This is a genomic window from Pseudarthrobacter arbutini, from assembly GCF_054510915.1.
On sequence record NZ_JBTNDQ010000014.1, the window covers coordinates 106042 to 130714 of the forward strand.

A 24673-nucleotide genomic window follows, 5' to 3' on the forward strand; every position below is an offset into this window, starting at 1 on the left:
TCACAGCGGTCCGGTAGTTAGGGCAAGGCCGTCAGGTCCGGCGAAGCGTCAGGATCTGTTCGGCACGGCCGAACGGGCCCTGAAGATCGTGCAGGACGGTGGACGTGAGGCCAATCCCGTCGGTTCCGAAGGAGACGGCGTTGTCCAAGCCCAGCCATTCGCCCTCGGGCCTGCGGTACATGTGGATCTGCAGGTCCAGGTTGGGGAAGGCATAGCTGTCCTTGCCCGGGGGGACCCTGGCTGCGATGCCGTTGGCCGTGTCAACGAGGCCCATCAGGCGGGCCAGGTCGCCGCTGTCGGCTTTATCCGTCAGGGGGTGCTGGGTGCGGAGCCAGACGATGCCGGCGCCGGGCCGGTGGCCCTCGGCCACACGCATCTCCAGGGACCGGATGTAGCCGCCTGGCCAGATGGCAGGGCCGTCGAGCGGTTTGCATTCATCCGGTGCCGGGATGGCGGTGTCCTCGACCGCAGCAACCGCGGCCGTGTCGCTGGTGATCATCCGCCATGCGGTGGCGCGGATGGCCACCCGGCCGTTGGCAACCAGTTCTGCCTGCAGGAGCTCGATGGTACGGCCCGGGCGGAGGGTGGTGGTTTCGATCTGGAACCCGCCACCCGGGATCAGGCCCAGGATCTCGTAGCTCAGCCGGGCCATCCGCATGTCGTCGCGTGGCTCGTGGCGCTCCAGGCTGTCCGCCATCAGGCCGGAAGCCGGCGCCATATGCTGTTCGTGCTCGTTCCAGGCCCCCTGGGCGTGGATGGTGGAGCGGAAGTGCCCGCCGCCGAGCGACTGGTAGTAGTAGTCGCCGTCGGCCAGTTCCGGGAGTGCAGCAGTCAACATTGACCCTTTCGCTTGTTCGTGTGCGGCTCAGCCCACCTTATCTGCTGTGCCCGCCTCCGCCTGCTCGGCAGCGCTCCCCCGCGGCTGGCGCCGCCGTCGTACCAGCAGCCACGCGATAAGTCCCGCGGCCGCGGTGGCCAGCACGGCAATTCCCCACGGGGACCCGGCAACCAGCGCCAGCCACGCCTCAACCGCGGCGAGCCCGATCGTGGCGTAGATCAGGGCCCAGAGGATGGAACCGGCGACGGCGGCGGGAAGGTAGCGCCGCAGCGGCATCTTCGCAGCACCGGCGGCGAGGTTGACGGCCGTCTGCAGGCCGATGGTCAGGAACGAAAGGGTCACGGCGAACGGTCCCCACCGGCGGACGAGCGCCTTCGCCTGGCCGGCCCGCTGGCCGTTCCAGGACGACGCGAACCGCGTGTGTTCCATCCCGGCTGCCGCTCCCCGGCCGATCCAGTACGTCGCATTCACGCGCAGCATAACAATGGCGAACAGGCTGGCCGCCGCCACGCCGAAGGGCAGATCCAGGAACTGGTCCATGGGTCAGGCCGCGGGCTGCGGTCGGGCCCCGACGGCGAGCTGCAGGTCCGCGAAGATGTCGCCGTTGAGCCGGAAGGCATGGGCGGCGTGCGCGAGCACCTCCTCGGTCCCGTCCTTGTCCAGCGCCAGGGCGTCCAGCCGGAGCCGGTAGCCGTCCTTGTACTGCTTCATTTTCCCGATACCGGGAAAGAGGTAAAAGTTCAGGCCGTCGTCCGGGATTCCGTAGTGCCGCTGGACCAGGCGGTGGATGATCTGCCCGCCCGACAGGTCCCCGAGCAGCCGGACGTAGTGGTTGGCGAGCATAAACCCGGCACTGTGGTGTTCGCGGATCAGGGTGGCGTAGGCCGTGGTGGCCGGGACGGTGACAATCCGGCCGTCCGCCAGCCGGTCCTGCCAACCGGCACCGTAATGGAACGCCATGTCCGCCTCGAGGGCAGGCATGCGTTCCAGGGCGGGGTCCAGGCACCCTGCCAGCAGCGGATCAGAACCGTACTCGGACCGCGCCACCGATTCCATGGCGCCGTACACCGTGTAAAGCTGGGCAGTGAGGGCAGCGACGGCGGCCGCGTCCAGCCTGCCCTCGAGCAGGTCGCCCATAAACGGGGACGACTCAGCTTCTTCGTGGGCCGCACTGGTGGACTGTTTGAGCAACACGGAGAGCGGGGCGGTCATGTTCTTCCTCACGCGCAGCAGGGGGTCGGAACACCATTATGGCGCACCGCACTTAGGCAACCCTAATCTCACCCTTCCAGCATGCGCGTCCGCAGGTCCGGCCACGATGTTGCGAAACCGGGATGGAGCTCCTTTGCGTCCACCTCGTCCAACCGAACCCACTGGAGTTCGAGGCTTTCCGGATCGCTGATCACGGGCTCAAAAGGCGCGGTCACCAGCACCACAACGGTGGTGTAGGACCAGTAGCCGACGTCCAGCACAGACGTGAAGAGGACTCTCACATCCGCGGCCGGTACCGCGGCTTCCTCGTGCGCCTCGCGGAGGGCCCCGGTGACTGCGTCCTCGCCCTGGTGCAATGCTCCGCCGGGCAGTCCCCAGGTACCACCGTTATGGCTCCACAGCGCGCGGTGCTGCAGGAGAACGCCCTTGCCGGGGTCATAAGCCAGCACGCCGGCGGCACCGAACCTGCCCCAGAACTTGCCGCGGCCGCCCTCCACCCAGGCGTCACCGGGGTCCCGCGGACCGGTCCGGACCGGCGGAATTGTGAGGTTCGCGTCAGGGGACGTGGCAGCCAAGGAGTGATCCATTCCACCAGTCTGACAGGTGCCCGGTGGCCCGGACGCGCGGCCGCCCGCGGCGGGTCAGCCGGCCTGTCCCGCGTGTCCGCGTTCGACGGCGAAATCACCGCCCGGGTACATAACGGTTTCGTGTCCGTCGTCGAACCTGACCAGGTAGGGCGGATGACCTTCCTGACCACGGACTTCCACGATCACGCCGTGCCGATCCGAAGATCCGACGGTCCTCCCCCGGACGATAATCCTGTCGCCCTGCGCTGCCTCCATGGCAATCACCTCCAAGCCCCAGAGTACGACTGACGGGGACCGGGGAACAGGGGTCAGTCGCGTTCCGCGTCGCGGTTCCCGGAAATGCGCTGCAGGTCAGGTCCCTGAGACGCGATGAGCCGGGCAGCGTGGCGCAGCGCATCGTCGGGGTCCTGGTGCCAGCGGGTGATGACGACGTCGGCGCGCTGGCGGCCGCTTTCGCCCAGTCCCTGCAGCAACGGAACCACAACGTCGGCAATCAGGGGGTCCACCAGCTCACCGGTCTGCGCGGTTCTGATGAAGCCCTCCAGCCGGGTGAGGTCAGAGTGGCGAAGGAGGGCAACCTTGGACTGCAGCAGCACCACGGCGGCGAGCCGCCTCTCATAGACCGGCCGCCTGCCGGCACCGGGCCCGCCCCAGAGGAGAGATGCCAAAGCGGTCACTTCATCGTGGCCAAGATCCTTGAACTTCCTGCCGGCGTCGCGGACGGTGCCGCGTACGGCTCCTACGGACGATCCGTAGGAGCCTAGGACACCGCCAACCCGGGCCTCCACGTCCTCCGCCCGGTAGCAGGCGCCTTCATTCTGCAGGGTGGCATCGATGAAGCCGGCAGCGTCCTGCACGCGCCCGTTCACAGCACCCTCCCTCTCACGGCACTTGAAGTCACGGCACTGGAGTTCACGACATCTGGGTTCATGGCGCCGCTACCGTACCTGCCGGCCGGCCGCGGCGTGGAGGATGCAGAACGGCGTTGACGGGCGGGCTTCGAGCCGTCCCTCCGCGATGGGGTCCCCGCACACGGCGCACGTACCGTAGGTGCCCGCCGCAATCCGTGCCAGGGCCGCGTCCACCTGGTCAAGTCCCGCACTGCTCTGCTTCAGGAGCGCCGAGGCCTGCGACAGCTCGAACGCAATGGTGGAACCCTCGGGGTCGTGCTCGTCATCCACGTTGGAATCCTGGCGGGCGGCGTTGGCCGACGAAATGTCCGCACGGAGGGCGGGGAGGAGTGCGAGTTTCCGGGTGCGCTCTTCTTCCAGCAGGACCCGGAACCGTTCAAAATCGGGCATGGGAAAAGCCTAGTGGTTTGGCTTCGTCGGCATTGAATTCTTCAGCGCCGCGGAATTCGCCAAGCCCCGGGAACATGACCCGGCTGCCGTCACCGGCAGGTCAGTACCAGTTGTTGGCCACGGAATGGTTCCACGCGCCGCATGGTGACCCGTAGCGGTCAGCGATATAGGACAGGCCCCAGTTGACCTGGGTCCGGTAGCTCGTGAGCCAGTCGCTGCCCGCGCTGGCATACTTGCTGGCCGGCAGCGACTGGGCGATGCCGTATGCGCCCGAGTAAGGATTGGTGGCAGTGGTCAGCCAATTCGACTCCTTGGTCCACAGCGACGCCAGGCACGGAAACTGGTCCTGGCCCCAGCCGTAGGCGCCCAGCTGCCCGGCCGCATAGTTCTTGGCGCCCGCGGGGTCGTTCACAGCGCCGCCCGGAACGGAAGGCACGACGACGGGCGGCGGGACCGGCGTCGGGCTCGGGACTGGAGGCGGGGCGGGCACTCCCGGTACAGCAGGTGGGGCCGGAGCCGGTTTCTGTGCAGCGGCGAGGGCCGCCGCCTTGGCTGCCGCCTCCGCCTGTTGGCGTGCCTGTTCCTGCGCCGCGGCCCGCTTGGCGGCCTGCGCCGTTTCGTATGCGGCCAAGGCCACCTGGCCCTGCCGGAACTCCCCCTCCACCGCAGCGGTGGTGCCCTTGAGGGAGGCCAGCTGCGCGGTCAGTTCCTGGCCGTGCTCCTCCTGCTCCGCGATCTGCCGGGACATGGCCTGCCGGGCGGACTGGGCGGCATCGAGCTTGGTTCTGGCTTCGCCGGACAGGCGCTCGCGCTCGGCCCTTGCTGTCTGCTCCTGATCGGCCAGGGCGCGGGAAATGCGTTCGGCGGCTGCGGATTTGTTCACCAGGGCGGCAGTCTTATCGCTGACGATCTGGACGATATTCAGGCCTTGGATGCTGTTGTTCTGCACGGCGTCGAGGGCAACGAAGAAGCCCATGTTGGTGCCACCGGTCTTGTACGACTGGGCGGCAAGAGCCCCAATTTCCTTCTTGTACTGTCCCAATTCGGCCGCGGCGCGTGCGGTCTGCGCGGTCAGTGCGTCCACAGTGGAAGTGGCGGACTGAAGCGCCGCTTCGGCCACGGCGTATTCCGCGGCGGACGTTACGGCCGCATTGCCCAGCACCTCCGCTTCGGTCTGGAGTCCGCCCAGCAGCCCGTTGATCCTGGTGACCTCTGCCGCTTTGCCGGCCTCGCTTTGCTTGGCGTTCTCCACGTCCTGCCACGAGGGATAGCCGCCCGGCGGCGCGTCATCGGCGGCATGTGAGGGAAGCAGCGCAGCCGACCCCGCCAGTGCGACCGCTAGCAGGCCGGCGAGGGCGGGCAGCCGCATTTTTTGAACAATCCGGGACATAGTTGGTGAGCTTACCGGGCATATACGGATTACGGGGCCTGACCTGCAACATCGTTACCGATGAGGAGGGAATCCAAGCTGAAACACGGGTGGATTTGACACCTACATTCCGTTACCGGAATGTGACATTGCCGATAAGTGGAAGTTATGGTCGAACGGTGGCCCGGCTCAAGCCGGACCATTCCCGCCAGTATGCCGAGCCCTGCCGCTGACCGGGATCCAGTCGCTTTCCAGCTGGCAGGGACGGGGGAACCACGTTTCCACGGCTTCTTGCGAAGCCTTGGGGTTAAGTCGGTATCGCTCCGTTCCGTGCGGCGCCGCTACCGGCCGGGTATCTCCGACCCGAACCCGACAGCTCACCCCGCAGGCATGGGAGAGGCGATCAACCGTGTCCAAGAATTCCGCTTCCGCACGCCATCGTGTGGTTTCTGCCAGCTCTACCGTCCCTGTCGGCCTGTCGTCAACGGCCAAAGCACACGCCCTGACGTTTGGCCGTCCGGCCCTTGTGGCCGTTGCTGCATCCGGCCTGCTGTTCAGCGTCGGCGCCCCGGCACAGGCCGGAGTCCACGGCCCGGACAATTCCGGGAGTGTCAACGTTCAGGGCCAGGCCAGCGCACCCGCCCCGGCCGCAGTTGCCCCGGCTCCCGCCGCAGCCAACGTCCACACTGTCGTTTCAGGCGACACACTGGGCGCAATCTCCACCCAGTACGGCGTCGCACTCAACGACGTACTGGCTGTCAATGGACTCTCGCTGACCACCATCATCTACCCCGGCGATCAGATCCAGATCCCCGGTGCTGGCTACACCGCACCGGCACCGGCGGCACCCGCCGCGGCAGCACCAGCGGCTCCGGCGAACACCGGAATCCGCCTGGCCTCCACCGCCGCACCGGCGGCCCAGGCTCCGGCCGGCTCGCTCGGCGCGCCCATCCTGGCCTCCGCCAACGCACAGCTCGGCGTGCAGCAGGACTGCACGGCCATGGTGGAGAAGGCGCTTCGCTCGGTAGGTAAGAGCGTGGGTGACCTCGCGCCCGGCCAGTTCTACCAGTACGGCTCCGTGGTGGGCACCCCGGCCGCAGGGGATCTGGTCATCACGGCCGGCCATGTGGGCGTTTACGCCGGCAACGGCCAGGTTGTCAGTGGCGGGGTGGACGGTTACAAAACCGAAATCCATTCCATCAGCTGGCTCGCCGGAGCGTCCTTCGTCCGCGTAGCGTGATCCGACCATGCTCGACGGCGGCGGGCGGCACCCAGCCGCGCGCCGCCGTCGTCCATCCCTGGTGTTCGCTCAGGTCCCGCAGAAGGTCCGGTAGCGCCCGAAGTCTTCAGGGGCGGGGCCGGCGTAGCGTTCCAGCCCGGGGCGCTGCGTGTACGGATCGGCCAGGACGTCCACCAACCGGTTGAATGGGTCCAGGTCGCCTGCGATAGCAGCATCCAGGGCCTCTTCAACCAGATGGTTCCTGGGGATGTAGATGGGGTTGACCCTGTCCATCAGGTCCGCGTCCGGCGCCAGGGCCAGCCACCGTGCGGCCCAGGCGTCGAAGGCGCCCGGGTCCGCAAACATGGACCGCGCAGTTTCCGGGGCGCCGCGGGCCGCCGAGCCGAGGCTCCGGAAGAAGGAGGTGTAATCCACCTGGCCTTCCTGGAGCAGCGCCAGCAGACCATCCACTAGGGGCGACGCGACGTCGTCGTGCGTGTCCGGGCGCAGCCCAAGCTTGGACTTCATGCCGGCTGACCAGGCAGCGCTGTACAGGGTGCGGAAGGCGCCGAGGGATTCCACGGCGAGCGCCACGGCCTGGTCCTGGTCTTCATGGAGCAGGGGCAGGAGTGCTTCGGCGAGCCGGGTGAGGTTCCACTCGGCAATGACCGGCTGGTTGGCGTAAGCGTAGCGTCCGTCCGCGTCGATGGAGCTGTAGACCGCGCCGGGGTTGAAGGCGTCCATAAACGCGCAAGGACCGTAGTCGATGGTCTCGCCGGAGATGGCCATGTTGTCGGTGTTCATCACGCCATGGACGAAGCCCACCAGCATCCATTGCGCCACCAGGGACGCCTGCGCGGCTATGACCGCCTCGAAGAACGCGAGGTAGGGCTTGTCGGCGAGCGCCACGTCCGGGTGATGGCGGCTGATGGCGTGATCGGCCAGGCGGCGCAGAAGGTCCGTGTCGCCGTTGACGCGGGCGAACTGGAAGCTGCCGACGCGCAGGTGGCTGCTGGCCACCCGGGTAAGTACGGCCCCGGGCAGCATTGTTTCGCGGCGGACGGGCCGGCCCGTGGCCACCACGGCGAGGGACCTCGTGGTGGGGATGCCCATGGCATGCATGGCTTCGCTGACGATGTACTCGCGCAGCATGGGACCGACGACGGCGAGACCGTCACCTGCGCGGGCGAACGGTGTCCGGCCGGAGCCCTTGAGGTGGATGTCCCGAAGCTGCCCGTGGATGTCCGTGACCTCACCCAGCAGGAGGGCCCGCCCGTCGCCGAGCAGGGGTGAGTAGCCGCCGAACTGGTGGCCGGCATAGGCCTGGGCCACCGGAGTGGCACCGTCAGGAATCTGGTTGCCGATGAGCAACCGGGTCCCCTCGGGCGTCCGCAGCGAGGACGGGTCCAGGCCCAGCTCGCTGGCCAACGGCTCGTTCAGGACCAGCAGTTGCGGGTCTGGCGCTTCCTCTGCCTGCCAGGGAACCGCCAACTCCTCGAGTTCGCGGGCGAAACGCCCGTCGAAGGTGAGCGTTAGTGGGATTGCGGTGCTCATCCTTCAAGACTACTCGCGGCAGGACCGGCCACACCGCGGCCGATGAGCTGTGCTGCCTCAGACGTGCTGTCCGAACCAGGCGAGGGTGTCGTTCCAGGCAGCCGTGGCCTGGGTTTCGTTGTAGCGCTCGCCGGTGTCGTTGTGGAAGGCATGGTCCACACCGGGGTAAACGGTGAGCTGATGCGTGACCGTGGTGGCGTCCAGGGCATCGCGGAGGCCCGGCATCGCGCCGGTGATCCGCGCGTCGCGTTCGGCATATACCCCGAACACCGCGGCCTTGATGGCCGGCACCTTGTTCAGGTCCGGCGCCGGACCATAGAACGCCGCGGTGGCCTTCAGCCCGGCCAGCTCGGTTGCGGCCTGCCAGGTAATGCCGCCGCCGAAACAATACCCGTTCATGGCGATGCGTCCGGAGTCCACGAAGTCCTGGCCCTGAAGGTAGTCAAAGGCCGCGGCGAAGTCAGCAACATGGCGTGGGGCGCCGGCGCTGGTCAGTGCACCGGAGACGGCGTCGGAATCGAGGCTGGCGGTGCCGCCTTCCCTGCTCAGCAGGTCAAGGGCCAACGCCGCATACCCGGCCTTGGCAAAGCGCCGGGCAACGTCCTGGATGTGCGGGGTCAGTCCGCGGTTCTCGTGGCAGACCAGCACCGCCGGGCCGGCTGCACCGGATTCGGGCCGGGCGAGGTAACCACTGATATCGGTTCCGTCTGCAGGGAACAGCACGGTCGCCGTCGTAAGCCCCGCGGCGCCCTCCGGGACGGAGAGCGGACTCTTCGCCCCCGGCACTGCCCCGGCAGCCGCGGTGCCGGTGCCGGCCGTCGACGATGACGGGCTGGGCGTGGGCATGGGGTCGGTGCTGCGTGGGACTTCCTCGGGTGTGCATCCCACGAGCAGCATCGCGCCAGACGCCGCCGCCATGCTTCCCATGATGAATGCGACCCGGCGGGTGAAAGTGCGGTGGGTCATTGCGCCGGCGCGGTAGTCGTCGAAGAATTCCTCGATCAGGTACCGCTCAAACTTTCCAAGCTGGACCATGGCTGGCCTCCTCGAGTGAGGCTCATATCCTTCTCCGAAGCCGGCGGTCCTGCAAGGGGTCCCATGCGCCCGGTCAGAACTGCTCGGCCGGGATGGATAGGCCGAGGTCGAGCAGTCCGCGGCCTGCCTGTTCCAGGATCGGATCCATGGTCAGCGAGGCGTGGTTGAGCAGTACGTTGACATCGCGCTGGATCCGCTGGAGCGGGTGCGTCAGCCGGTGCACACTCCCGCCGGATCCCGTCAGGATGAGGCGGACAGCCTCGGCCGACGCCGCGCCGCTGAGACCCAGCGAAAGCCGGTACCGCGCCCGCTCCTCACCGGTGAAAGCGGCAGGCCGCCGGCCGTAGGAAGCGGCCACTACTCGGACGGCTTCCTGCCAGTGCAGCCGTGCAGTCGCCACCTGCCCGTAGGCCAGGGAGAACCGGGCCTGCGCGAGCGGTGAATCCGCCTGCCGCGCCTGCGTTGTCTGCTTGACCTTGCGCACCATCATCAGGTCCTGGAACACCTCGATGGCGTGCTCAGCCGCCCCCAAAGCGGCGGCCGGGGCAACCATGTTCAGGAACGTGGTCATGGGGGTGTGGATGCTCAGATCCGGGTGGATGCGGCTGCCGGGGTTGTCAGCGGCGGCCAGGAGATTCCATTCCAGGGCGCGGTGCGCCGGGACAAAGAGATTCTCCGTCCGGAGATCGTTGCTCCCGGTCCCCCGCAGGCCGGCCGTGTGCCAGACGTCCAGGAGCTCAAGATCGGACACCGGGACCAGGCACTGCAGGCGGACGTCACCGTGCTGCACGGCCAGGAGCGCCCACTCGGAGTGCATGATGCCGGAGGCGAAGCTCCAGCGGCCCGAGATAATGAACCCGCCGGGAGCCCTATCTGCCGTGCCTGGAGGGGCACCGGTGGCGGCAGCCAAGGGGGCCGGCCCGTTGGCGAAGACTTCATCCTGGGCTTCCTGCGGCCAGCGGGCCAGCATCCAGACATGTTCCACCAGGTGCCCGACGGTCCAGGCTGTGGAGACACATCCCTGGGCGAGGCGGCGGACCACCTCCACATAGGTTTCGAGGCCCATACCGAAGCCGCCCACGGCCTGAGGTGAAAGCATCTGGAACACACCTGCTGCCTTCAGCTCAGCCATGGTTGCTTCCGGGATGCGGCGGATCTCCTCGGTCTCCGCCGCGCGCTCCCGCAGCCGGGGAACGAGCGCATCCACCCGGGCCAGCAGCTCGTCATGGGAAGGAATGCTCTCGGCCGGCAGAATCCCCGCGGGCAGGATCTCGGCCGGCAGCTCGATGGTGTGTGCTGTGTGGCTGCGCTTCGCGGCCAGGTAGCGGTGATTGGCCGCCGAGAGGTGCACCCCGGTGGGGACCTGCTCCGAGACGTTTACGCCGAGGGCTGTCAGCTGCCCCACTTTGTCCGGGTTGTTGGTGAGGAGGCGGATCCGGGCCGCGCCCAGCGCGCCGAGCATCTGGGCGGCGGCGCTGTAGTCCCGCTCGTCCTCGCCGCGGCCCAGGGCCACGTTGGCTTCGTAGGTATCCAAGCCGGTGTCCTGCAGGGCATAGGCATCGAGCTTGGAGTACAGGCCGATGCCGCGCCCCTCCTGCCGGAGGTACAGCAGGAAGCCCCCGACGGCGGCAATCTCCTCGACTGCCTCGCGCAGCTGGGGTCCGCAGTCGCAGCGCTCGCTGCCGAACACGTCGCCCGTGAGGCATTCACTGTGCAGCCGGACCAGCGGTGCTGTACCTTCCGGGCCCTGGTCCAGGAGCGTCTGCTCCCATTCGCCGAGCGCGAGCAGCAGGTGCTCCTTACCGTCGGCCAGTCCATGGAACGTCATGATCTCGGCTGTGGCCGCGAAGCCGTCAGGGAAGCGCAGCGGGACGGTGACCTGGCTGCGGACGGCGGCCGGTTGTTCGAACGGCCGCGCGACGGTCTCGGACATAACGGTCATCTGGGCTCCTCAGGAAGTCTGGCAGTACTTGAATGTTGAAGTAAACGGTACTGGTCATTAGTTCACGATGCAAGTGATTTAGCGGACACAAAACTTCATTCTTGAAGTAAAAGCGTAGACTCGCACTATGGAACGTGCCGAAGAACCGCGATGGCTGAACAGCGAGGAACGCGAAGTCTGGCTGACGCTGGTCGCTGTGATCATGAAGCTTCCCGCCGCCCTGGACGCCCAACTGCAGCAGGAGGCCGGAATAAGCCACTTCGAGTACATGGTCCTGGCGGGCCTGTCTGAAGCTCCGGAACGAACCCGCCGAATGAGTGACCTGGCAGGCTTTACCGAGTCCGGGCTCCCCCGCCTGTCCCAGGTGGTGAGCCGGCTGGAGAAGCGGGGTTGGGTGCATCGCTCCACGGATCCTGCCGACGGACGCATCACACTGGCAACGCTCACCGACGAGGGCTGGGCGAAGATCACCCGAACCGCTCCGGGGCACGTGGAGGCCGTACGTGCACTGGTGTTCGATCCCCTCACGAAGGCACAGTCGCGCCAGCTGGGGAGCATCGGCAAACGCATCATGGGCGCCATTGACCCAGAGGACCGCTGCCTGCGCGAAAGCGCCCCGCTCTAAAATGAGCAGGGCGCCGTCGGACGGCCATCTCAGCGTACCCGTCCACCCAAACGGGAGGAATGACCGGCTGGGTGGAGTCTGTACCCTTGAGGCGTGGGACATTCAGCGGTCATCATCGGCGCGGGCATCAGCGGCCTGAGCACGGCACGGGCCCTGAAGCGTCACGGCTGGTCAGTGACAGTCTTGGAGCAGGCCGCGGCCCTGCCGACGTCGGGCACCATGCTGGGCATGTGGCCGGCCGCCATGAAGGCCCTCGATGGTATTGGTGTTGACGCCTCGCGCCGCACTGTCGGCTGGGCGCATATTGCTGCTGGCGCAGGAACCCGACTGTGGACGCCGGCGGGGCCGACATTGCTGACAGCGCCCGGGGGCGCCGACGTGAACCTGGTCTCCCGGCCCGCGTTGCTCGCCGCGCTTGCCCGGGACATCGACGTCAGCTTCAACACGCAGGTCATCGAGGCCGAACAGCTCGACGATGCGGAGCTGGTGGTCGGTGCAGACGGCACGTTCAGCCGCACCCGGCATCGGATGTTCGGTGACCGGTTCCGCGCCCGTTCCCTTGGAGCCGTCGCATGGCGGGGCACCGTCAAGGGCGCCGTGGCCGAATGCGGCGAGACCTGGGCCCCCGGGGCACTGTTCGGCATCACGCCGGCAGGTCCTGATGCGACCAACTGGTATGCATGCATCCGCGCCGATCAGACGTTTGACGGGCCATACCTGCCGCACATACTGAACTATTTCGGGTCCTGGCACCGCGGGGTGCGGGAGCTGATCGGCAGGATCGAAGAGAACGCAGTCCTGCATCACGGACTCTTCGAGACGCCGAAGTTGCCGCGGTACGTCACCGGAAAGACAGCGCTGGTGGGCGACGCCGCCCACGCAATGGCGCCCTTCCTTGGACGCGGGGCCTGCGAGGCCATCCTTGATGGGGCCACGCTGGGGCGGTCCGTGGCGCAGGCATCTTCTGTCGAGGCGGGTCTTGCCGTGTTCGACAAGGAGCGACGGGCGCGGACGCAGCGGCTCGTGTTGGCCTCGCGCCAGATGGGCAAATTCGCCATGTTGGATGCCGGCTCAGGAATCCGCAACGCCGCGGTTGGTGCCGTCGGCCGGCTGGTGAAACCCAGGCCACGGCGGGATCCCACGCTCCCCCGCCACTAGGGGGCATCAGTCACGCGGGCGCATGAGCGGCGGATTCAGCACGGCATGCGTGGGCTGGCCTGCTGTCGGGCGGGCCGTTTCGGCGAGCCTGAAGAGAGCCGCGGGGCGGCCGGCGTCGCCCGCAGTCATCCGTCCGGTGCTTTCCAGCCTGGCCCTCCCCCATCACCGGAGCCTCCCTGACGGAGGGGGTGCTGGAGGCGGTCGAGACTCTCCGGATCACCGTGGCATCCGACCAGCTGGTGGTGTTCGGCGACGGCATGGAATCAGACCGCCTGACCGCATCCTGGGGCCAGGAAATCACGGTGCGGTTGGGCGAAAGGCCGCTGCGGCTGGTGGTGTAAGCAAGTTGTCTGGTCAATCCGGCTCGCGTGTGTTGTGATTTGGACTAGTCGAGGCATACGCCGGAAATCCCCGGCTCCGCGGCGGCCTCGTCGTTACGACAAGATGGCAACGCGTCAGGAGGCGAGGCGATGGCACCCATGGATGGAACCGTGGCACTGGTGACGGGCGCCGCCGGCGGCTTGGGAGGCGCTGTGGCATCCGGCCTTGCACGTGAGGGTGCCTTGGTGGTCGTGGCGGGGCGATCAACAACCCGGGCGAGCGAGGCGATGGCGGGCATCCGCCGGCTGGTTCCGGGCGCCAAACTTGAACCACTGGTCTGTGACCTCTCAGACCAGTCCTCGATCCATGCGGCGGCGGCTGACTTCCTGTCCCGCCACGACCGGCTCGACGTGCTGGTCAACGCAGCGGGCGTGTTCCGAAAGGAGCGCGACGTGACCGTCGATGGGCTCGAACTGACCTTCGCCACTAATGTGATGGCGTACTTCCTCCTGACCAACCTGCTGCTGGACGCGCTCACGCACCGCGCAGCCGCACCACCCAGCAATTCCCGCATCGTCAACATCGCGTCCCGGTATGGCAACGCCAGGCTGAACTTCGACGACCTCCAGACTGCAGGCGGCAAGTACAGCTACCTTCGCTCGACGCCGCCCACAATGCTGGCCCGGGTTCTGCTCACGCAGGAGTTCGCTGAGCGCCTGCGCGGTTCAGGCGTGGTCGCCAATGCCGCCCATCCGGGACTGGTCAAGAACACTTCGCTCCTGCAGGACGTTGGGGGCCCCTTCCGCTGGGTCACGAACACGCTCGGTGCACCGGCAGAAAAGGCGGCAGATACACCGCTCTGGCTCGCCACATCACGCGAAACAGCGGGAGTCTCCGGAAAGCTATGGGCCAAGCGCAAGGAGCTCCCGACGCCCGGAATGGGATCGGACCCCGAAGCCCGGAAGCGCTTGTGGGACGCGTGCGCGCACCTGGCCGGGATGCCCTGACGTTGAGCCTGTTGGAGCAGGCTCAGGATCAGACATACCGTCAGAATCACGTAGCCGAGTGCAACACCATCGAACGAGGGCAATGTGAAAGATGAAGACCTGCGGGCCAGGCTGCTGCGCCAGCCAGTACGTCCATCGGGATAGGCCCAGGTACGACCGCTTCTGGTACAACCGTTCCGGCGGGACCGCCGTCGGATAACTGGTGAAAGTGCCGCTTTCACAAGTGGCACTGATCCACGCAAACAGGCCTCAATACAAGAAGATCGGCAGCCAGTCGCGGTTGTGCGCGTGCACGAGTGCGAGGAACAGCACAAAGTCGAAGACCAAGTGCACCGTCACAACATAGGTGAACGACTTGGTCAGCTTGAAGGTGTATCCCTGCAGCAGCGCGAACGGGAACGTAAGGAGCGGTCCCCAGGCCATGTAGCCGATCTCCCACAGAAAGGACGAGAAGACCACGGCCTGCAGGATGTTGGCGAGCCAGTCCGGGAAGTGCCGCCGCAGCAGCGTGAACGTGGTGCAGATGAAGAACAGTTCGTCCCAAATACCAACCGCATTCACGCCGAGAAACAGCCGCCAGAAGATGGTGGGGTCGGACGCGTCCGGCCAGTTCTGATACACGTCCGTGCGGATTAGGTAGACCGGCAGGATGAGGTAGCCGAGGGCCACAACAGCGATCAGGTACAGCTTTGCGCTCACCGGCCACTTGCGGCCCGTGTTCACCGGAAACTTGATGATCCACTCGCGGTAGACGAAACGGGACACCAGCCACGGCACCAACACGGCCAACGCAAGGGCTCCACCCATCAGGGCAATGTGCGGGATGCTCAGATCAGCGTTCAGCGGAACCAGGCTGATGATCACCATTCCCGCCGCAATCAGCGCGAGGTGCCGCAGGAATTCGCGGTCGATGATTGCGGCCGTGACGAGGCTCAAGGCAAGCACGCCGTAGCCCAAGACGTCATTCTCGACACCGAATAGCAGCACTCCGGACACCGAGAGCAGGACCGCTGGCACCAGTTTCCAGGTGAGCGCGGTACGGGGTGGTTCGGTCAAGATCGATGTCACCCTACCAGCATGTCAGCGACGGCGACGTCTGGGAAAGATGGCCGCGGCGGTCAACGCCTGGGCGAGGCCCCCAAGGCACTGTTACCCCTGCCCACACGCGGTTTTCCGGAGTACGATGTGGGCGTCGGCAGGATTCCTGCGACTCCTTGCCGCAAGGCCGGCTCTCCGCCTGAAGAGCCGGCAACCAGCGTGAAAGGGAGACAAAATGACTACCGCGTCACACCCTGCCCAACACCACATGATGGGGTTGACACTTCACAACACCGCCATCGGTATCGGTGCAGTTTTCCTGCTGGTTGGAGTCCTCGGGTTCATCCCGGGAATCACCACCAATTACGGGGCCATGACCTTCGCGGGACATGAGTCCGGGGCCATGCTCCTTGGCGTCTTCCAAGTGTCAGTGCTGCACAACATCGTGCATTTGCTGTTCGGTGTGGCTGGCATCGTTATGGCCCGGACAAACCCGATGGCCCGCTGGTTCCTGCTCGGCGGCGGCATCGTGTACCTGGTCCTGTGGATCTACGGCCTGGTCATCGACATGAACGCGGCTGCCAACTTCGTCCCGTTCAACACTGCTGACAACTGGCTGCACCTGGTTCTGGGCCTCGGCATGGTCGGCCTGGGCCTCTGGCTGGGCAGGGATGCCATGGAGAAGACGAAAGGAACCCCATAGCGCCACGGTTCGTGGGAAACCGACGACGGCGGCCGTCCCCCGGGGTACAAAATCCTCGGGACGGTCGCCGTCAGTCCCTCGGCGTCGGCGGCTGCTGACGCAGCCTTAACACAGCCGAGCAATACCGGGTGATCCTGAGGTGGCGCAGTGAATGACGCATCGAACAGTGGACGGCCGGAAGGTGAACCCCGCTCTCTCTGGGTCGCTACCGCCGGAACCACCGATTATCCGGTCCTGCGGGGGGATCTGGAGGTGGACGTCGCGGTCATCGGGGCCGGCATCGCCGGGCTGACCGCAGCGTTGGCGCTCAAACGCACCGGCCGGACCGTCGCGGTCATCGAGACCGCCCGCGTCGGAACCGGCGTCACCGGCCACACCACCGGCAAGGTCACCTCCCTTCACCGCCTGGCCTACTCCGACCTTGCACGCCGACACAGTGACGACACCGCCCGCGCCTACGGGGAAGCCAACCAGGCCGCAGTCGAACATGTCGCGCACCTGGTGGCCGAGGAAGCCATCGACTGCGACTTCCGCCGCGTCGCCAACTACACCTACACCGAATCCGACGACGCGCTCAGCCTCGTGCGCGCCGAAGCCAGCCTTGCGGCCCGACTCGGCCTGCCAGCCGCCTTCACCACCGAGGTGCCGCTGCCCTTCCCGGTCAAGGGTGCGGTCCGATTCGACGGGCAGGCGCAAATCCACACCGTGAAATACCTCCAGGGCCTCGCCCGGGTGGTTGATGGTGAGGGCAGCTTCGTCTTCGAGCAGACGCGGGCGCAGCGAATCCACGATGCCTCCCCGGCCGTCGTCGATACTGAACAGGGCACCGTCCGGGCGCGCGACATCATCGTCGCCACGAATGTGCCTTTCGGCGGCCAGGGCCTGTTCTACCTGCGGTGTCATCCGCACCGCTCCTACATTGTCGCCGGACGCGTGGACACGCCACCGCTGGATGCCACGTTCATCAGCGTCGACCAGCCGATGCGGTCCATTCTGACCGCCAGCGCCAACGGCACAAGCTATGTGCTTACGGGCGGCGAAGGCCACCGCGTATCCGAGTCCGGTGACACAGCCGCGCGGTACCGCAGACTCGCAGCCTTCGCCCACGACCGCCTCGGCGTGGACAAGGTCGCCTACCGCTGGTCAACTCAGGACGGCATGCCGCTCGACGGGCTGCCCTACGCCGGACTTATGTCCCCCACCGCCAAGCACGTGTTCGTCATCACTGGTCTGCGCAAATGGGGCCTGTCCAACGGAACCGCAGCCGCGCTCATTCTCGCTGACACCCTCAACGGCCGGGAGAACCCCTGGGCTTCGGTGTTCAACAGCAACCGCATTACCCCGGCAGCCAGCGCGAGACGGTTCATGAAGGAGAACGTCAAGACCGTGGCAGCTGTCCTTGGCGGCAAACTCCGCGGCCGGCCCGGCCACACGGAACTGTCGCCGGGTGAGGGGAAAGTCATGACCGTCAACGGCGAGAGCACCGCCGTGTACAAGGACGCAGACGGGCAGGTCCACGCCGTCTCCGCCACCTGCACCCACCTGGGCTGCACCGTCGGCTTCAACACCGCCGACGCCACCTGGGACTGCCCCTGCCACGGCTCCCGATTCTCTACCGAAGGCACCGTCATCCAAGGGCCCGCCGCCAAGAACCTCCCACCCGTATCGATGCCCTGATTCCCCGCTATTTGGCGGCCCGGCGCTTGGGCGCGGTCCGCACCACGCCCACACCGGCCAGGAGTGCCCCGGCTCCTTCAGCCACGGCGCTGAGCGACTTCTCAAAAAACCACACCGGCTCATACATGGCAGGGAAGGGTCCGAAGGCCGGGATATCCACATACCGGTACAACACCACGGCCACGAATGCGCTCAGGGCCACCACAAGGGCCAGGGCAAAGGAGGCTCTGCTTCCTCGGAACAGAACCCACAGCGCCGCCAGCACCGCCGCGGCCGATTCGAGATAGAACAAATTGCCTTGTCCGATTCCGCCAGGCGAAGCCGCCTGGTAGCCGGGGGCCAGATAAATATGTACCCCGGCATCGATGAACAATGCCAGTGCCGTCAGTACCCTCAGTGCCATGTTCATTTGACTATCAGCGTCCCGCGCATATTGGGGTGATAGGTGCAGTAGTAGGGGTAGGAGCCGGGTGCCGACGGCGCCGTGAACGTGGCCGTCCCGCCGCTTCCCCGGACATCCACGTCAAATGCCTGGCCCTGGTCCGCGGTGACGGTATGGCCGGCTGAATCCATGTTGGTGACCGTGACAATTGCGCCCGGCGCAACGGTCAGCGGCGCGCCGTACTCGAAGTCCTTGATGGTGATAAGTGGCGCTCCAGGGCTGACCGCTCCCGTCGTCGCTGTCCCCGGCCCGGGGGACGCCGCGGGACTTCCGGCGCCGGAGCCGCAACCGCCCAAAAGGAGCACCGCCATGAGCAACACTGTGGCCCTGGCCTGAATCGCTCTCACGGTGACCGTCCTCGACTCCGGAAACCAGGGCCCGCCAGGCCCTGCCTGTCCCTATTATTGTGCGCGCATCAGACGGAAATGGCGCCTGCGGTTCGGTGAAGGGCGGCCGACGGCGGTGAAATGTCAGTGCCCGCAGATAGGTTCAGGGCAATGATGGCCACGAAAGGTACCGCTCCACATGTCGACACCAGCATCGTTTGAAACAACACCCACGGCGTCCACTTTGCCGGATTGGTACCCGGACTTGTTGGCGTCCGTCACGGGCAAAGTCAGTTCTGGCAGGTCCAAGGCGATCGCCGCTGCGAACCAGGAAATGCTGCGCAGTTATCTGGCGATCGGGCGGGATATTTTGGAACGCCAAAGTCTCGAAGGTTGGGGAGCCCGAATCGTCGACCGGCTCTCGGTGGATCTCAAACGGCAGTTTCCCGAAGCAACCGGATTCTCGCCGCGAAACCTGAAGTACATGCGAGCCTTCGCTGAAACCTGGCCAAGCGAGGCAATTGTGCAAGCGCCGCTTGCACAACTGCCCTGGTACCACCACCTCGCGCTGATACAAAGGCTGAACGACCCCGAAACACGGCTCTGGTACGCAGCTGCCGCCGTCGAGAATGGCTGGTCTCGTAACGTAATGGCACACCATATCGAGACGAGACTCCACGAACGCTCCGGCAAGGCGATCACCAACTTCAAAGCGACGTTGCCGCCGGCGGACTCGGATCTTGCCCAGCAATCATTCAAGGACCCATACGTCTTCGACTTCGTGGCCATGACAGGCCAGCGGAATGAGCGTGAGCTCGAGGGACAGCTCGTGGTGCACGTCGAAAAGTTCCTGCTGGAACTCGGCCAGGGGTTCGCCTTTGTCGGCCGGCAAGTCCGGCTGACTATCGGCGACGACGAGTTTTTCGCTGACCTGCTCTTCTATAACTTCAAGCTCCGTTGCTTCGTCGTGGTGGAGTTAAAAGCCACCGCCTTCAAACCGGAGTATCTCGGGCAGATCAACATGTACATGTCCGCTGTTGACGACCTCCTGGGTCATACTGACGACGAGCCGACCATCGGACTGCTCCTGTGCAAAACCAAGAACAACGTCGTGGCCGAGTACTCCCTGCGGGGCTTCTCGAAACCGATCGGTATCGCCGAATGGGAATCCGCGATTGTGGCGTCTTTGCCAGAGGAATTCGCTGCCACGCTACCCAGCATCAGCGAAATCGAAGCCGAGCTTTCGCAAGACTTTTCACCAGGAGATCCGGTGAACTAGCCGGAATCATCATGAAAGACGCCGCGTCAGCCCGGGGTGAGGACACAGAACTCGTTGCCCTCCGGGTCGGCGAGGCACACCCATGGCACATCGCCCTGGCCGACGTCGGCGTCAGTAGCGCCCAGAGCCCGCAGCCTGGCCACTTCTGCCGCTTGATCATCACCCGGGTACGGCATCAGGTCGAGATGGACACGGTTCCACACGGTCTCGTCGCCAGTCGTGCGAAGTAATTCCAGATACGGCCCGACGCCCTTGGCAGAACGCAGCCTCGCATGATCGTCGTTCACCTCGTGCAGGGTCCAGTCCGTAGCCTCGCCCCAGAACCGGGCCATGGCCCGCGGATCCGCGCAGTTGACCACCACCGTGGCGATCGGCCCGGTGTCCCGGTAGATCGGTCGCGGCTCCAGTACACAGAACACATTGCCTTCCGGGTCGGCCAGGACCGTCCACGGCACATCACCCTGGCCCACGTCGGCGGGCGTCGCACCGAGTTCCAACAGTCGCGCGACCAGACCCGCCTTATGGGCCGCAGAGGTGGTGGCTAGATCGAGGTGCGCGCGGTACTTCACTGTCTCGGGGTCCGGGACGGTGACGACATCGACGCACACGGCGCTGGGGTCCGGCCAGGCAAAGCCCACGGGCTCAACATTGGTCACTCCGGGTCCCTCGCTGGAAACACCCCAGCCAAGCGCCTCCGCCCAAAACCGGCCGAGGGCCGAGTCATCCCGAGCCTTGAAATTTACCTGAACGAGTCGCAGCGCCATAGCACCCGACCCTATACCCAGGTAATACCGATTTGGGAGGCACACCCTGGTTCGGGCTATTCCTAGTCGTGTTTCATCGCAGGGCTTCGCAGTCCGCTGTAGGCTACCCCGACCCCTGCCAGGAAAATCAGGACAGCGAGGTAGACCGGGCCGAGGTGCCCAAGCGTGGCCAGACCCCATGGGTAATGTGCGGGGAGGGCCACTGCGAGTCCGACGGTCGGGACCAAAACGGCTGTGGCGAAAGCCCACCTTTCTCCTCTGCGCACCCCGTACCAGGACAGGCCTGCGATGGCCAGCCCTGTCGCAGCGATGAAGCCGCTGAGCGCAATGTGCAGGTGGGTGATGTAGTGATGCAGCTGTGGGCTGAACGCCTCGACCTCCGCCATCCCCTTGTCCACTTGATCGGGGCCGATGCCCAGCTCAAGGAAGGCGCCCGTAAAGTTAAGTCCCAGGAAGACTACGGCGTACGCAACGAAGGCCAGTCCGGCAAGCGTCATGAGAGCGGATCCGGTCCGGAGGCGGGCCTGGTTCCCCGGGGTAGTTTGGATGGCAGGCATAGCCACCACCCCCTCTCTTATTCATGTAGGTACTCGATAAGAGCCTCCTGATCGTAGGCCTGTCAAGAGAAACTCCTGGATAGGAGGCTCGCATGGGGGCGAGCAAGAAAAGGATGCCTTTTTCGGTGACCGGTTGTCCGGTGGTGGCGATGAGGTACCAGCAGGCGATGCCCACTACAACGAAGATGGCGCAGACGACGCCGCCAACGCGGAGCCCGGTCGGGCTCTGGATGTTGGTCATGACGGTGAACCGCGGCGTGTAGTCGGAAGGTGTCCCCCCATGGGCCGTACTTATCGTCCCAGTCCTTTGGGTCGAGCCATCAGGTAGTCGCCTGCGACCAGTCCGGAAGATCAAGCCTATGAGGGATGGTCGCTCACGTAGTTCCGGCCCGGGCTACCGGCGAACGGGATAGTGCGAGTGCCCATCCGCCGGCCACTCCAATGGCAAGCAGGACGGTTACGAAGCCGATCGCCGGTACGCTCGGCCATGTCAGGGCGTCGCCATACCGCAGCAGGGCAAGCGCCTCCAGAATGACGAAGGCAACGGAGGTTAGGGCCACAGGGCGGACGGTGCGGAGGTCGGCGCTCAATTGGCCCTGCGCGGCCGCCCACCCAAGACCGACCAGCCACGCTCCGATCGCCCTCGCTGTGAGTTCGGACAGTGGCCACGGCCACCACGTCGCGGCATGAATGGGTACAGCCAGGAGCGCCGCGCCATATAACAGCAGTACCCCGGCGATGCCCGCCAGGAGCAGCCGGAGCGCCGGGGGTAGCACCGGCCGTCCCGCCGCTACGGAATTTGGGGCAGGATGCCAGGACCGGATCTGCATCCAGCTGATGACGAACATCGCCACGGGCACGACGGCATAGATTGCCAGCCACGCCCAGGTGGCTACGTGGGCAAGGGGGGCAGCGTCTGAGGACAGGTGGAAGCGCTCGAGATGAAGCAGGGTGACTCCGAAGGTCAATGTTGTGAAGACGAACACGGGCCAGACTGCCAGCCTCGCTGAATCCCAACTCGCTGAGCGGGCGCCCGTCACCTCCAGGCCGGCGCTCGACCAGTATGCCGCCCCGAGGAAGACCGCGGTCATGGGCGGATTGACTGTCCACGCGAACCATTCCGCAGTCCGGAGCGGAAACACGAACAGCACGAGCCCGGCAAGAAACACGAGGAATGCAGCGACGTAGAGCAGCCACCGCATCGGCGGAATCAACGGTGTGACCTCAGTTGAAGCGGACATCACCGGGCAGCTCCTCGGGTGCGGCTGCCTCACCAGGGGCAGGGGGCGAGGCAGGCAGGGGGTTCTCGGCCAGGTAAGTGTGAAGCATCGAGACCACGGTGGCGCCGTCCCCGACTGCGGTAGCCACTCTCTTGATCGAACCGGCCCGCACGTCGCCGATCGCGAAAATGCCGGGCATGCTGGTTTCCAGCGCCAATGGCGACCTATCCGGCCTGAAGGACCCGTCGTCACTGGCTTCCCGGCTGGCGCCCGTGCGCAGAAAACCGGCTGGGTCACGCTCTACGGTGTCGGGCAGCCAGGAGGTCCGCGGCACCGAACCGATCAGCACGAACAAACCGCCCGCTTCGATCTCCTCGCTCGGGGCTGCGTCGGCGGCTCCGGGTGCGGCGACCTTGACGGCGGCAAGGAATCCGTCCCGATCGCGGGCCCCCACGATCACGCTGCCATAGCGGATCGCAACGTTCCGGGTGGCCTCAAGTTGGGAGATGAGGTAGTCCGACATACTGACCGACAGAGTGGGTCCGCGCACCAACAGCGTCACGTTCTTCGCGTACTTCGCAAGGTGCAGTACCGCCTGACCGGCCGAGTTGCCGCCACCCACGACACAGACGTGCTTTCCGGCCATCGACGGCGCCTCGGAGACTGTGGCCCCGTAGAAGACGCCTCTGCCGACCAGATCCTCCAACTGAGGTATGCCGAGGCGACGGTAGTCCACGCCGGTGGCCACCACCACTGTGCGGCACCGCACGACACTGCCATCGGAAATCGACACCGCATACAATGTTCCGTCCACGCCGAGCCCCTCCACCTTGCGCAGGAACAGGAAGTCCGTGCCCAAAGTCCAGGCCTGGTGGAATGAGCGGTAGGCCAGATGGGCGCCGCTCACACCGCGGGAGAATCCGGGGTAGTTGCGGATCAACGAGCTGGTGCCGGCCTGGCCTCCCACAGCCTCTCCCTCCACCACCATGGTGGAGAGGCCCTCGGAGGAGGCATACACGGCGGTCGCGAGACCTGAGGGGCCGGCCCCCACGACCACTACATCGAAGATCTTGTCCGCCGGTGGCGGTCGCGTCACCCCCATCGCTTCGGCGATCTCCAGGTCACTGGGGTTCTCGAGGACAATTGGTGGAACGGTGAACTCCAGCACCATGACCGGCAGCATGGGGTCGCGCAGGTCCAGACTCTCCAGCGTCCGTTCCGCCGTCTCGGACCCGACAGGGTGGAAAACCACCGGGATGTGGTTTCGGCTCAAGGAGTCGCGCAACGTATGAGTCCTTTCGTCGCCTACCTCCCCGATCAGCCGGACCGCCTCAAACCCGACCCCCTGGGCCAGGTGCCAGTCGTCGAGAGCGTCGGTAATCGCCCCATGGAATTCTTCGTCGCGCAATCGTTCGGGACGTATGATCACCAATTCGGCGTACCCCTGCGCGATCGCCCGGAACACAGTAGGGGCGCTCGCGAAGTCACCCCATATCACCACAACACCACGCTTGGCTGCCGGGTGAAAGCCATAGGCACGCCGCAGGAATTCGAGTCCAGCGCGGTCAGCCGGTCCGTAGCATCCGAGTATGAGGGCGACCGGGCGATTCCAGCGCCGGAGCCCCTCAAGCACCGCCCGCCCGTGGGCGTAGTCGGCGCAGGTCACCACCTCGTAGTCGGCACCGTAGCGTCGACGTAACTCATCTTCAAGAATGCGCCGAGAGGTCGGGTCTGTGGTTGCAAGCAGCATGACCGGAACCGAGTGATCCATGGCCGCCGTCTTTCCGGTTCAATGGTTCGGTGGCGCCCACGATACTCGCGCTTGGACATTGGGGACAAGGGGTGCGCGTTGTCTCTGGGAAGGTCCTTCGCCACCGGGGTCGGAGTTGTATCGGGCCCGGTTGTGGCCTCGAGTCTGTCATTCCAAGGGCGCGGAGACTCTGCCAGAATAGCTCCCGACGGTGGGCAAGCGGGATGACCTGAGCAGAACCGGAGCGATGGAAATGGAGGAGCCCATGGAGGATCGCCCTATTCCGGGAATCAGCCTCGCCGCCACACCCAGTGGAACAGGGTGTCTGGAGTGCCTCAGCGGTGACGGCCCAGGATGGTGGCTACATCTTCGCCGCTGCGCCCAATGCGGCCACATCGGATGCTGCGATTCATCACCCTCACAGCATGCCAGTGCCCACGCGCGCACCGTCGGTCACCCCGTCATGAGGTCCTTTGAGCCCGGGGAGGACTGGTTCTACGAGCACACCACGAAGAAGTTCTTCCACGGCCCGCGGCTTCCGGGTCCTCAGTCCAGACCACCGGAGCAGCCGGCACCTGCACCGGCGGACAAGGTACCGGCAGACTGGCGAGAGCGCATACATCGGTGACCGGCGGACCCAGAACCAAGCGCACTGACGCCGGGATTCGGTGAAGGATGAACGGCCTGCCTGGTTCCCGGCAACAGCAAATTTCCAAAGTGTGGGTAACACTGCCGTCGAGCGGATGGTT

General features: G+C 65.8%; 27 protein-coding genes and 1 riboswitch. Of the genes, 9 read left to right on the top strand and 18 right to left on the bottom strand.

Annotated features, from left to right (window positions below):
- Positions 1-31: 31 nt before the first annotated feature.
- From ACX80V_RS16400 to ACX80V_RS16435, 8 genes are all read right to left on the bottom strand, one after another.
- A complete protein-coding gene (locus tag ACX80V_RS16400) occupies positions 32-835 on the bottom strand; it encodes a thioesterase family protein (RefSeq protein WP_485844027.1) in 804 nt (267 codons plus the stop codon).
- A 30-nt stretch (positions 836-865) separates the two neighbouring features.
- Entirely contained in the window at positions 866-1378 is a 513-nt protein-coding gene (locus ACX80V_RS16405) for a DedA family protein (RefSeq protein ID WP_485844028.1), read from the bottom strand.
- A gap of 3 nt (positions 1379-1381) precedes the next feature.
- Positions 1382-2050: a biliverdin-producing heme oxygenase gene (locus ACX80V_RS16410; RefSeq protein ID WP_485844029.1), complete on the bottom strand. Its 669-nt coding sequence runs from the start codon at positions 2048-2050 to the stop codon at positions 1382-1384.
- A gap of 68 nt (positions 2051-2118) precedes the next feature.
- The gene (locus tag ACX80V_RS16415; protein ID WP_485844030.1) at positions 2119-2637 is read right to left on the bottom strand and encodes an NUDIX domain-containing protein; all 519 of its coding nucleotides are present in this window, start codon (positions 2635-2637) and stop codon (positions 2119-2121) included.
- A gap of 54 nt (positions 2638-2691) precedes the next feature.
- Positions 2692-2892, bottom strand: coding sequence for a DUF1918 domain-containing protein (locus ACX80V_RS16420; protein WP_056340407.1), 201 nt, complete (start codon positions 2890-2892; stop codon positions 2692-2694).
- Between the two features lie 53 nt (positions 2893-2945).
- Complete coding sequence (locus ACX80V_RS16425; protein ID WP_485844031.1) at positions 2946-3506, bottom strand: DNA alkylation repair protein; 561 nt, start codon at positions 3504-3506, stop codon at positions 2946-2948.
- 69 nt (positions 3507-3575) lie between these two features.
- Positions 3576-3938 carry a TraR/DksA family transcriptional regulator gene (locus ACX80V_RS16430; RefSeq protein ID WP_485844032.1) on the bottom strand — a complete coding sequence of 121 codons (363 nt, stop codon included), beginning with the start codon at positions 3936-3938 and terminating at the stop codon, positions 3576-3578.
- A 100-nt stretch (positions 3939-4038) separates the two neighbouring features.
- A complete protein-coding gene (locus ACX80V_RS16435; protein ID WP_485844033.1) occupies positions 4039-5328 on the bottom strand; it encodes an aggregation-promoting factor C-terminal-like domain-containing protein in 1290 nt (429 codons plus the stop codon).
- A 214-nt stretch (positions 5329-5542) separates the two neighbouring features.
- Positions 5543-5713, top strand: a riboswitch (cyclic di-AMP (ydaO/yuaA leader).
- 3 nt (positions 5714-5716) lie between these two features.
- Between ACX80V_RS16435 and ACX80V_RS16440 the strand changes: the two genes are divergently transcribed.
- Positions 5717-6547 carry a LysM peptidoglycan-binding domain-containing protein gene (locus ACX80V_RS16440; RefSeq protein ID WP_485844034.1) on the top strand — a complete coding sequence of 277 codons (831 nt, stop codon included), beginning with the start codon at positions 5717-5719 and terminating at the stop codon, positions 6545-6547.
- Positions 6548-6616: 69 nt separating this feature from the next.
- Here ACX80V_RS16440 and ACX80V_RS16445 read toward each other — a convergent pair whose 3' ends face one another.
- From ACX80V_RS16445 to ribA, 3 genes are all read right to left on the bottom strand, one after another.
- Positions 6617-8080, bottom strand: a complete 1464-nt coding sequence (locus ACX80V_RS16445; protein WP_485844035.1) for a protein adenylyltransferase SelO — start codon at positions 8078-8080, stop codon at positions 6617-6619.
- Positions 8081-8137: 57 nt separating this feature from the next.
- Positions 8138-9115 carry a dienelactone hydrolase family protein gene (locus ACX80V_RS16450; RefSeq protein ID WP_485844036.1) on the bottom strand — a complete coding sequence of 326 codons (978 nt, stop codon included), beginning with the start codon at positions 9113-9115 and terminating at the stop codon, positions 8138-8140.
- 73 nt (positions 9116-9188) lie between these two features.
- Positions 9189-11057 carry a GTP cyclohydrolase II RibA gene (ribA, locus tag ACX80V_RS16455; protein WP_485844037.1) on the bottom strand — a complete coding sequence of 623 codons (1869 nt, stop codon included), beginning with the start codon at positions 11055-11057 and terminating at the stop codon, positions 9189-9191.
- A gap of 127 nt (positions 11058-11184) precedes the next feature.
- Here ribA and ACX80V_RS16460 point away from each other — a divergent pair, with 127 nt between their 5' ends.
- From ACX80V_RS16460 to ACX80V_RS16475, 4 genes are all read left to right on the top strand, one after another.
- Positions 11185-11682 carry a MarR family winged helix-turn-helix transcriptional regulator gene (locus ACX80V_RS16460; RefSeq protein ID WP_485844038.1) on the top strand — a complete coding sequence of 166 codons (498 nt, stop codon included), beginning with the start codon at positions 11185-11187 and terminating at the stop codon, positions 11680-11682.
- 93 nt (positions 11683-11775) lie between these two features.
- Positions 11776-12840: an FAD-dependent oxidoreductase gene (locus ACX80V_RS16465; protein WP_485844039.1), complete on the top strand. Its 1065-nt coding sequence runs from the start codon at positions 11776-11778 to the stop codon at positions 12838-12840.
- 188 nt (positions 12841-13028) lie between these two features.
- The gene (locus ACX80V_RS16470) at positions 13029-13181 is read left to right on the top strand and encodes a hypothetical protein (RefSeq protein ID WP_485844040.1); all 153 of its coding nucleotides are present in this window, start codon (positions 13029-13031) and stop codon (positions 13179-13181) included.
- Between the two features lie 129 nt (positions 13182-13310).
- The gene (locus tag ACX80V_RS16475) at positions 13311-14168 is read left to right on the top strand and encodes an SDR family NAD(P)-dependent oxidoreductase (protein ID WP_485844041.1); all 858 of its coding nucleotides are present in this window, start codon (positions 13311-13313) and stop codon (positions 14166-14168) included.
- 249 nt (positions 14169-14417) lie between these two features.
- Here ACX80V_RS16475 and ACX80V_RS16480 read toward each other — a convergent pair whose 3' ends face one another.
- Positions 14418-15224, bottom strand: a complete 807-nt coding sequence (locus ACX80V_RS16480) for a CPBP family intramembrane glutamic endopeptidase (RefSeq protein WP_485844042.1) — start codon at positions 15222-15224, stop codon at positions 14418-14420.
- 217 nt (positions 15225-15441) lie between these two features.
- On the opposite strand from ACX80V_RS16480, the gene ACX80V_RS16485 reads away from it, so the two are divergent.
- Together ACX80V_RS16485 and ACX80V_RS16490 are read left to right on the top strand one after the other, a co-directional pair.
- Complete coding sequence (locus ACX80V_RS16485; RefSeq protein ID WP_485844043.1) at positions 15442-15909, top strand: DUF4383 domain-containing protein; 468 nt, start codon at positions 15442-15444, stop codon at positions 15907-15909.
- 147 nt (positions 15910-16056) lie between these two features.
- Positions 16057-17586, top strand: a complete 1530-nt coding sequence (locus ACX80V_RS16490; protein ID WP_485844044.1) for an FAD-dependent oxidoreductase — start codon at positions 16057-16059, stop codon at positions 17584-17586.
- 7 nt (positions 17587-17593) lie between these two features.
- Here the strand turns inward: ACX80V_RS16490 and ACX80V_RS16495 are convergent, their stop codons facing one another.
- A complete protein-coding gene (locus ACX80V_RS16495; RefSeq protein ID WP_485844045.1) occupies positions 17594-17989 on the bottom strand; it encodes a hypothetical protein in 396 nt (131 codons plus the stop codon).
- 2 nt (positions 17990-17991) lie between these two features.
- Positions 17992-18375, bottom strand: a complete 384-nt coding sequence (locus ACX80V_RS16500; RefSeq protein WP_485844046.1) for a cupredoxin domain-containing protein — start codon at positions 18373-18375, stop codon at positions 17992-17994.
- 178 nt (positions 18376-18553) lie between these two features.
- Between ACX80V_RS16500 and ACX80V_RS16505 the strand changes: the two genes are divergently transcribed.
- Positions 18554-19633, top strand: a complete 1080-nt coding sequence (locus ACX80V_RS16505) for a PDDEXK nuclease domain-containing protein (RefSeq protein ID WP_485844047.1) — start codon at positions 18554-18556, stop codon at positions 19631-19633.
- Between the two features lie 26 nt (positions 19634-19659).
- On the opposite strand, the gene ACX80V_RS16510 is transcribed toward ACX80V_RS16505, so the two are convergent.
- From ACX80V_RS16510 to ACX80V_RS16525, 4 genes are all read right to left on the bottom strand, one after another.
- Complete coding sequence (locus ACX80V_RS16510; protein ID WP_485844048.1) at positions 19660-20397, bottom strand: VOC family protein; 738 nt, start codon at positions 20395-20397, stop codon at positions 19660-19662.
- A gap of 62 nt (positions 20398-20459) precedes the next feature.
- The gene (locus tag ACX80V_RS16515; protein WP_485844049.1) at positions 20460-20954 is read right to left on the bottom strand and encodes a hypothetical protein; all 495 of its coding nucleotides are present in this window, start codon (positions 20952-20954) and stop codon (positions 20460-20462) included.
- Between the two features lie 374 nt (positions 20955-21328).
- Positions 21329-22195 (bottom strand): hypothetical protein, encoded by an 867-nt coding sequence (locus ACX80V_RS16520; protein WP_485844050.1) that lies wholly within the window; start codon positions 22193-22195, stop codon positions 21329-21331.
- Entirely contained in the window at positions 22179-23945 is a 1767-nt protein-coding gene (locus ACX80V_RS16525; protein ID WP_485844051.1) for an NAD(P)/FAD-dependent oxidoreductase, read from the bottom strand. Before ACX80V_RS16525 ends, ACX80V_RS16520 begins: the two co-directional genes overlap by 17 nt.
- A 244-nt stretch (positions 23946-24189) precedes the next feature.
- Between ACX80V_RS16525 and ACX80V_RS16530 the strand changes: the two genes are divergently transcribed.
- Complete coding sequence (locus ACX80V_RS16530; RefSeq protein WP_485844052.1) at positions 24190-24552, top strand: UBP-type zinc finger domain-containing protein; 363 nt, start codon at positions 24190-24192, stop codon at positions 24550-24552.
- Positions 24553-24673: the final 121 nt, after the last annotated feature.

Coding starts and splice junctions, on each gene's coding strand:
- ACX80V_RS16530 (WP_485844052.1), top strand. CDS start 24,190: ATGGAGGATCGCCCTATTCCGGGAATCAGCCTCGCCGCCACACCCAGT.
- ACX80V_RS16510 (WP_485844048.1), bottom strand. CDS start 20,397: ATGGCGCTGCGACTCGTTCAGGTAAATTTCAAGGCTCGGGATGACTCG.
- ACX80V_RS16430 (WP_485844032.1), bottom strand. CDS start 3,938: ATGCCCGATTTTGAACGGTTCCGGGTCCTGCTGGAAGAAGAGCGCACC.
- ACX80V_RS16520 (WP_485844050.1), bottom strand. CDS start 22,195: ATGTCCGCTTCAACTGAGGTCACACCGTTGATTCCGCCGATGCGGTGG.
- ACX80V_RS16445 (WP_485844035.1), bottom strand. CDS start 8,080: ATGAGCACCGCAATCCCACTAACGCTCACCTTCGACGGGCGTTTCGCC.
- ACX80V_RS16415 (WP_485844030.1), bottom strand. CDS start 2,637: ATGGATCACTCCTTGGCTGCCACGTCCCCTGACGCGAACCTCACAATT.
- ACX80V_RS16460 (WP_485844038.1), top strand. CDS start 11,185: ATGGAACGTGCCGAAGAACCGCGATGGCTGAACAGCGAGGAACGCGAA.
- ACX80V_RS16495 (WP_485844045.1), bottom strand. CDS start 17,989: ATGGCACTGAGGGTACTGACGGCACTGGCATTGTTCATCGATGCCGGG.
- ACX80V_RS16435 (WP_485844033.1), bottom strand. CDS start 5,328: ATGTCCCGGATTGTTCAAAAAATGCGGCTGCCCGCCCTCGCCGGCCTG.
- ribA (WP_485844037.1), bottom strand. CDS start 11,057: ATGACCGTTATGTCCGAGACCGTCGCGCGGCCGTTCGAACAACCGGCC.
- ACX80V_RS16450 (WP_485844036.1), bottom strand. CDS start 9,115: ATGGTCCAGCTTGGAAAGTTTGAGCGGTACCTGATCGAGGAATTCTTC.
- ACX80V_RS16485 (WP_485844043.1), top strand. CDS start 15,442: ATGACTACCGCGTCACACCCTGCCCAACACCACATGATGGGGTTGACA.
- ACX80V_RS16420 (WP_056340407.1), bottom strand. CDS start 2,892: ATGGAGGCAGCGCAGGGCGACAGGATTATCGTCCGGGGGAGGACCGTC.
- ACX80V_RS16525 (WP_485844051.1), bottom strand. CDS start 23,945: ATGGATCACTCGGTTCCGGTCATGCTGCTTGCAACCACAGACCCGACC.
- ACX80V_RS16475 (WP_485844041.1), top strand. CDS start 13,311: ATGGCACCCATGGATGGAACCGTGGCACTGGTGACGGGCGCCGCCGGC.
- ACX80V_RS16505 (WP_485844047.1), top strand. CDS start 18,554: ATGTCGACACCAGCATCGTTTGAAACAACACCCACGGCGTCCACTTTG.
- ACX80V_RS16405 (WP_485844028.1), bottom strand. CDS start 1,378: ATGGACCAGTTCCTGGATCTGCCCTTCGGCGTGGCGGCGGCCAGCCTG.
- ACX80V_RS16515 (WP_485844049.1), bottom strand. CDS start 20,954: ATGCCTGCCATCCAAACTACCCCGGGGAACCAGGCCCGCCTCCGGACC.
- ACX80V_RS16410 (WP_485844029.1), bottom strand. CDS start 2,050: ATGACCGCCCCGCTCTCCGTGTTGCTCAAACAGTCCACCAGTGCGGCC.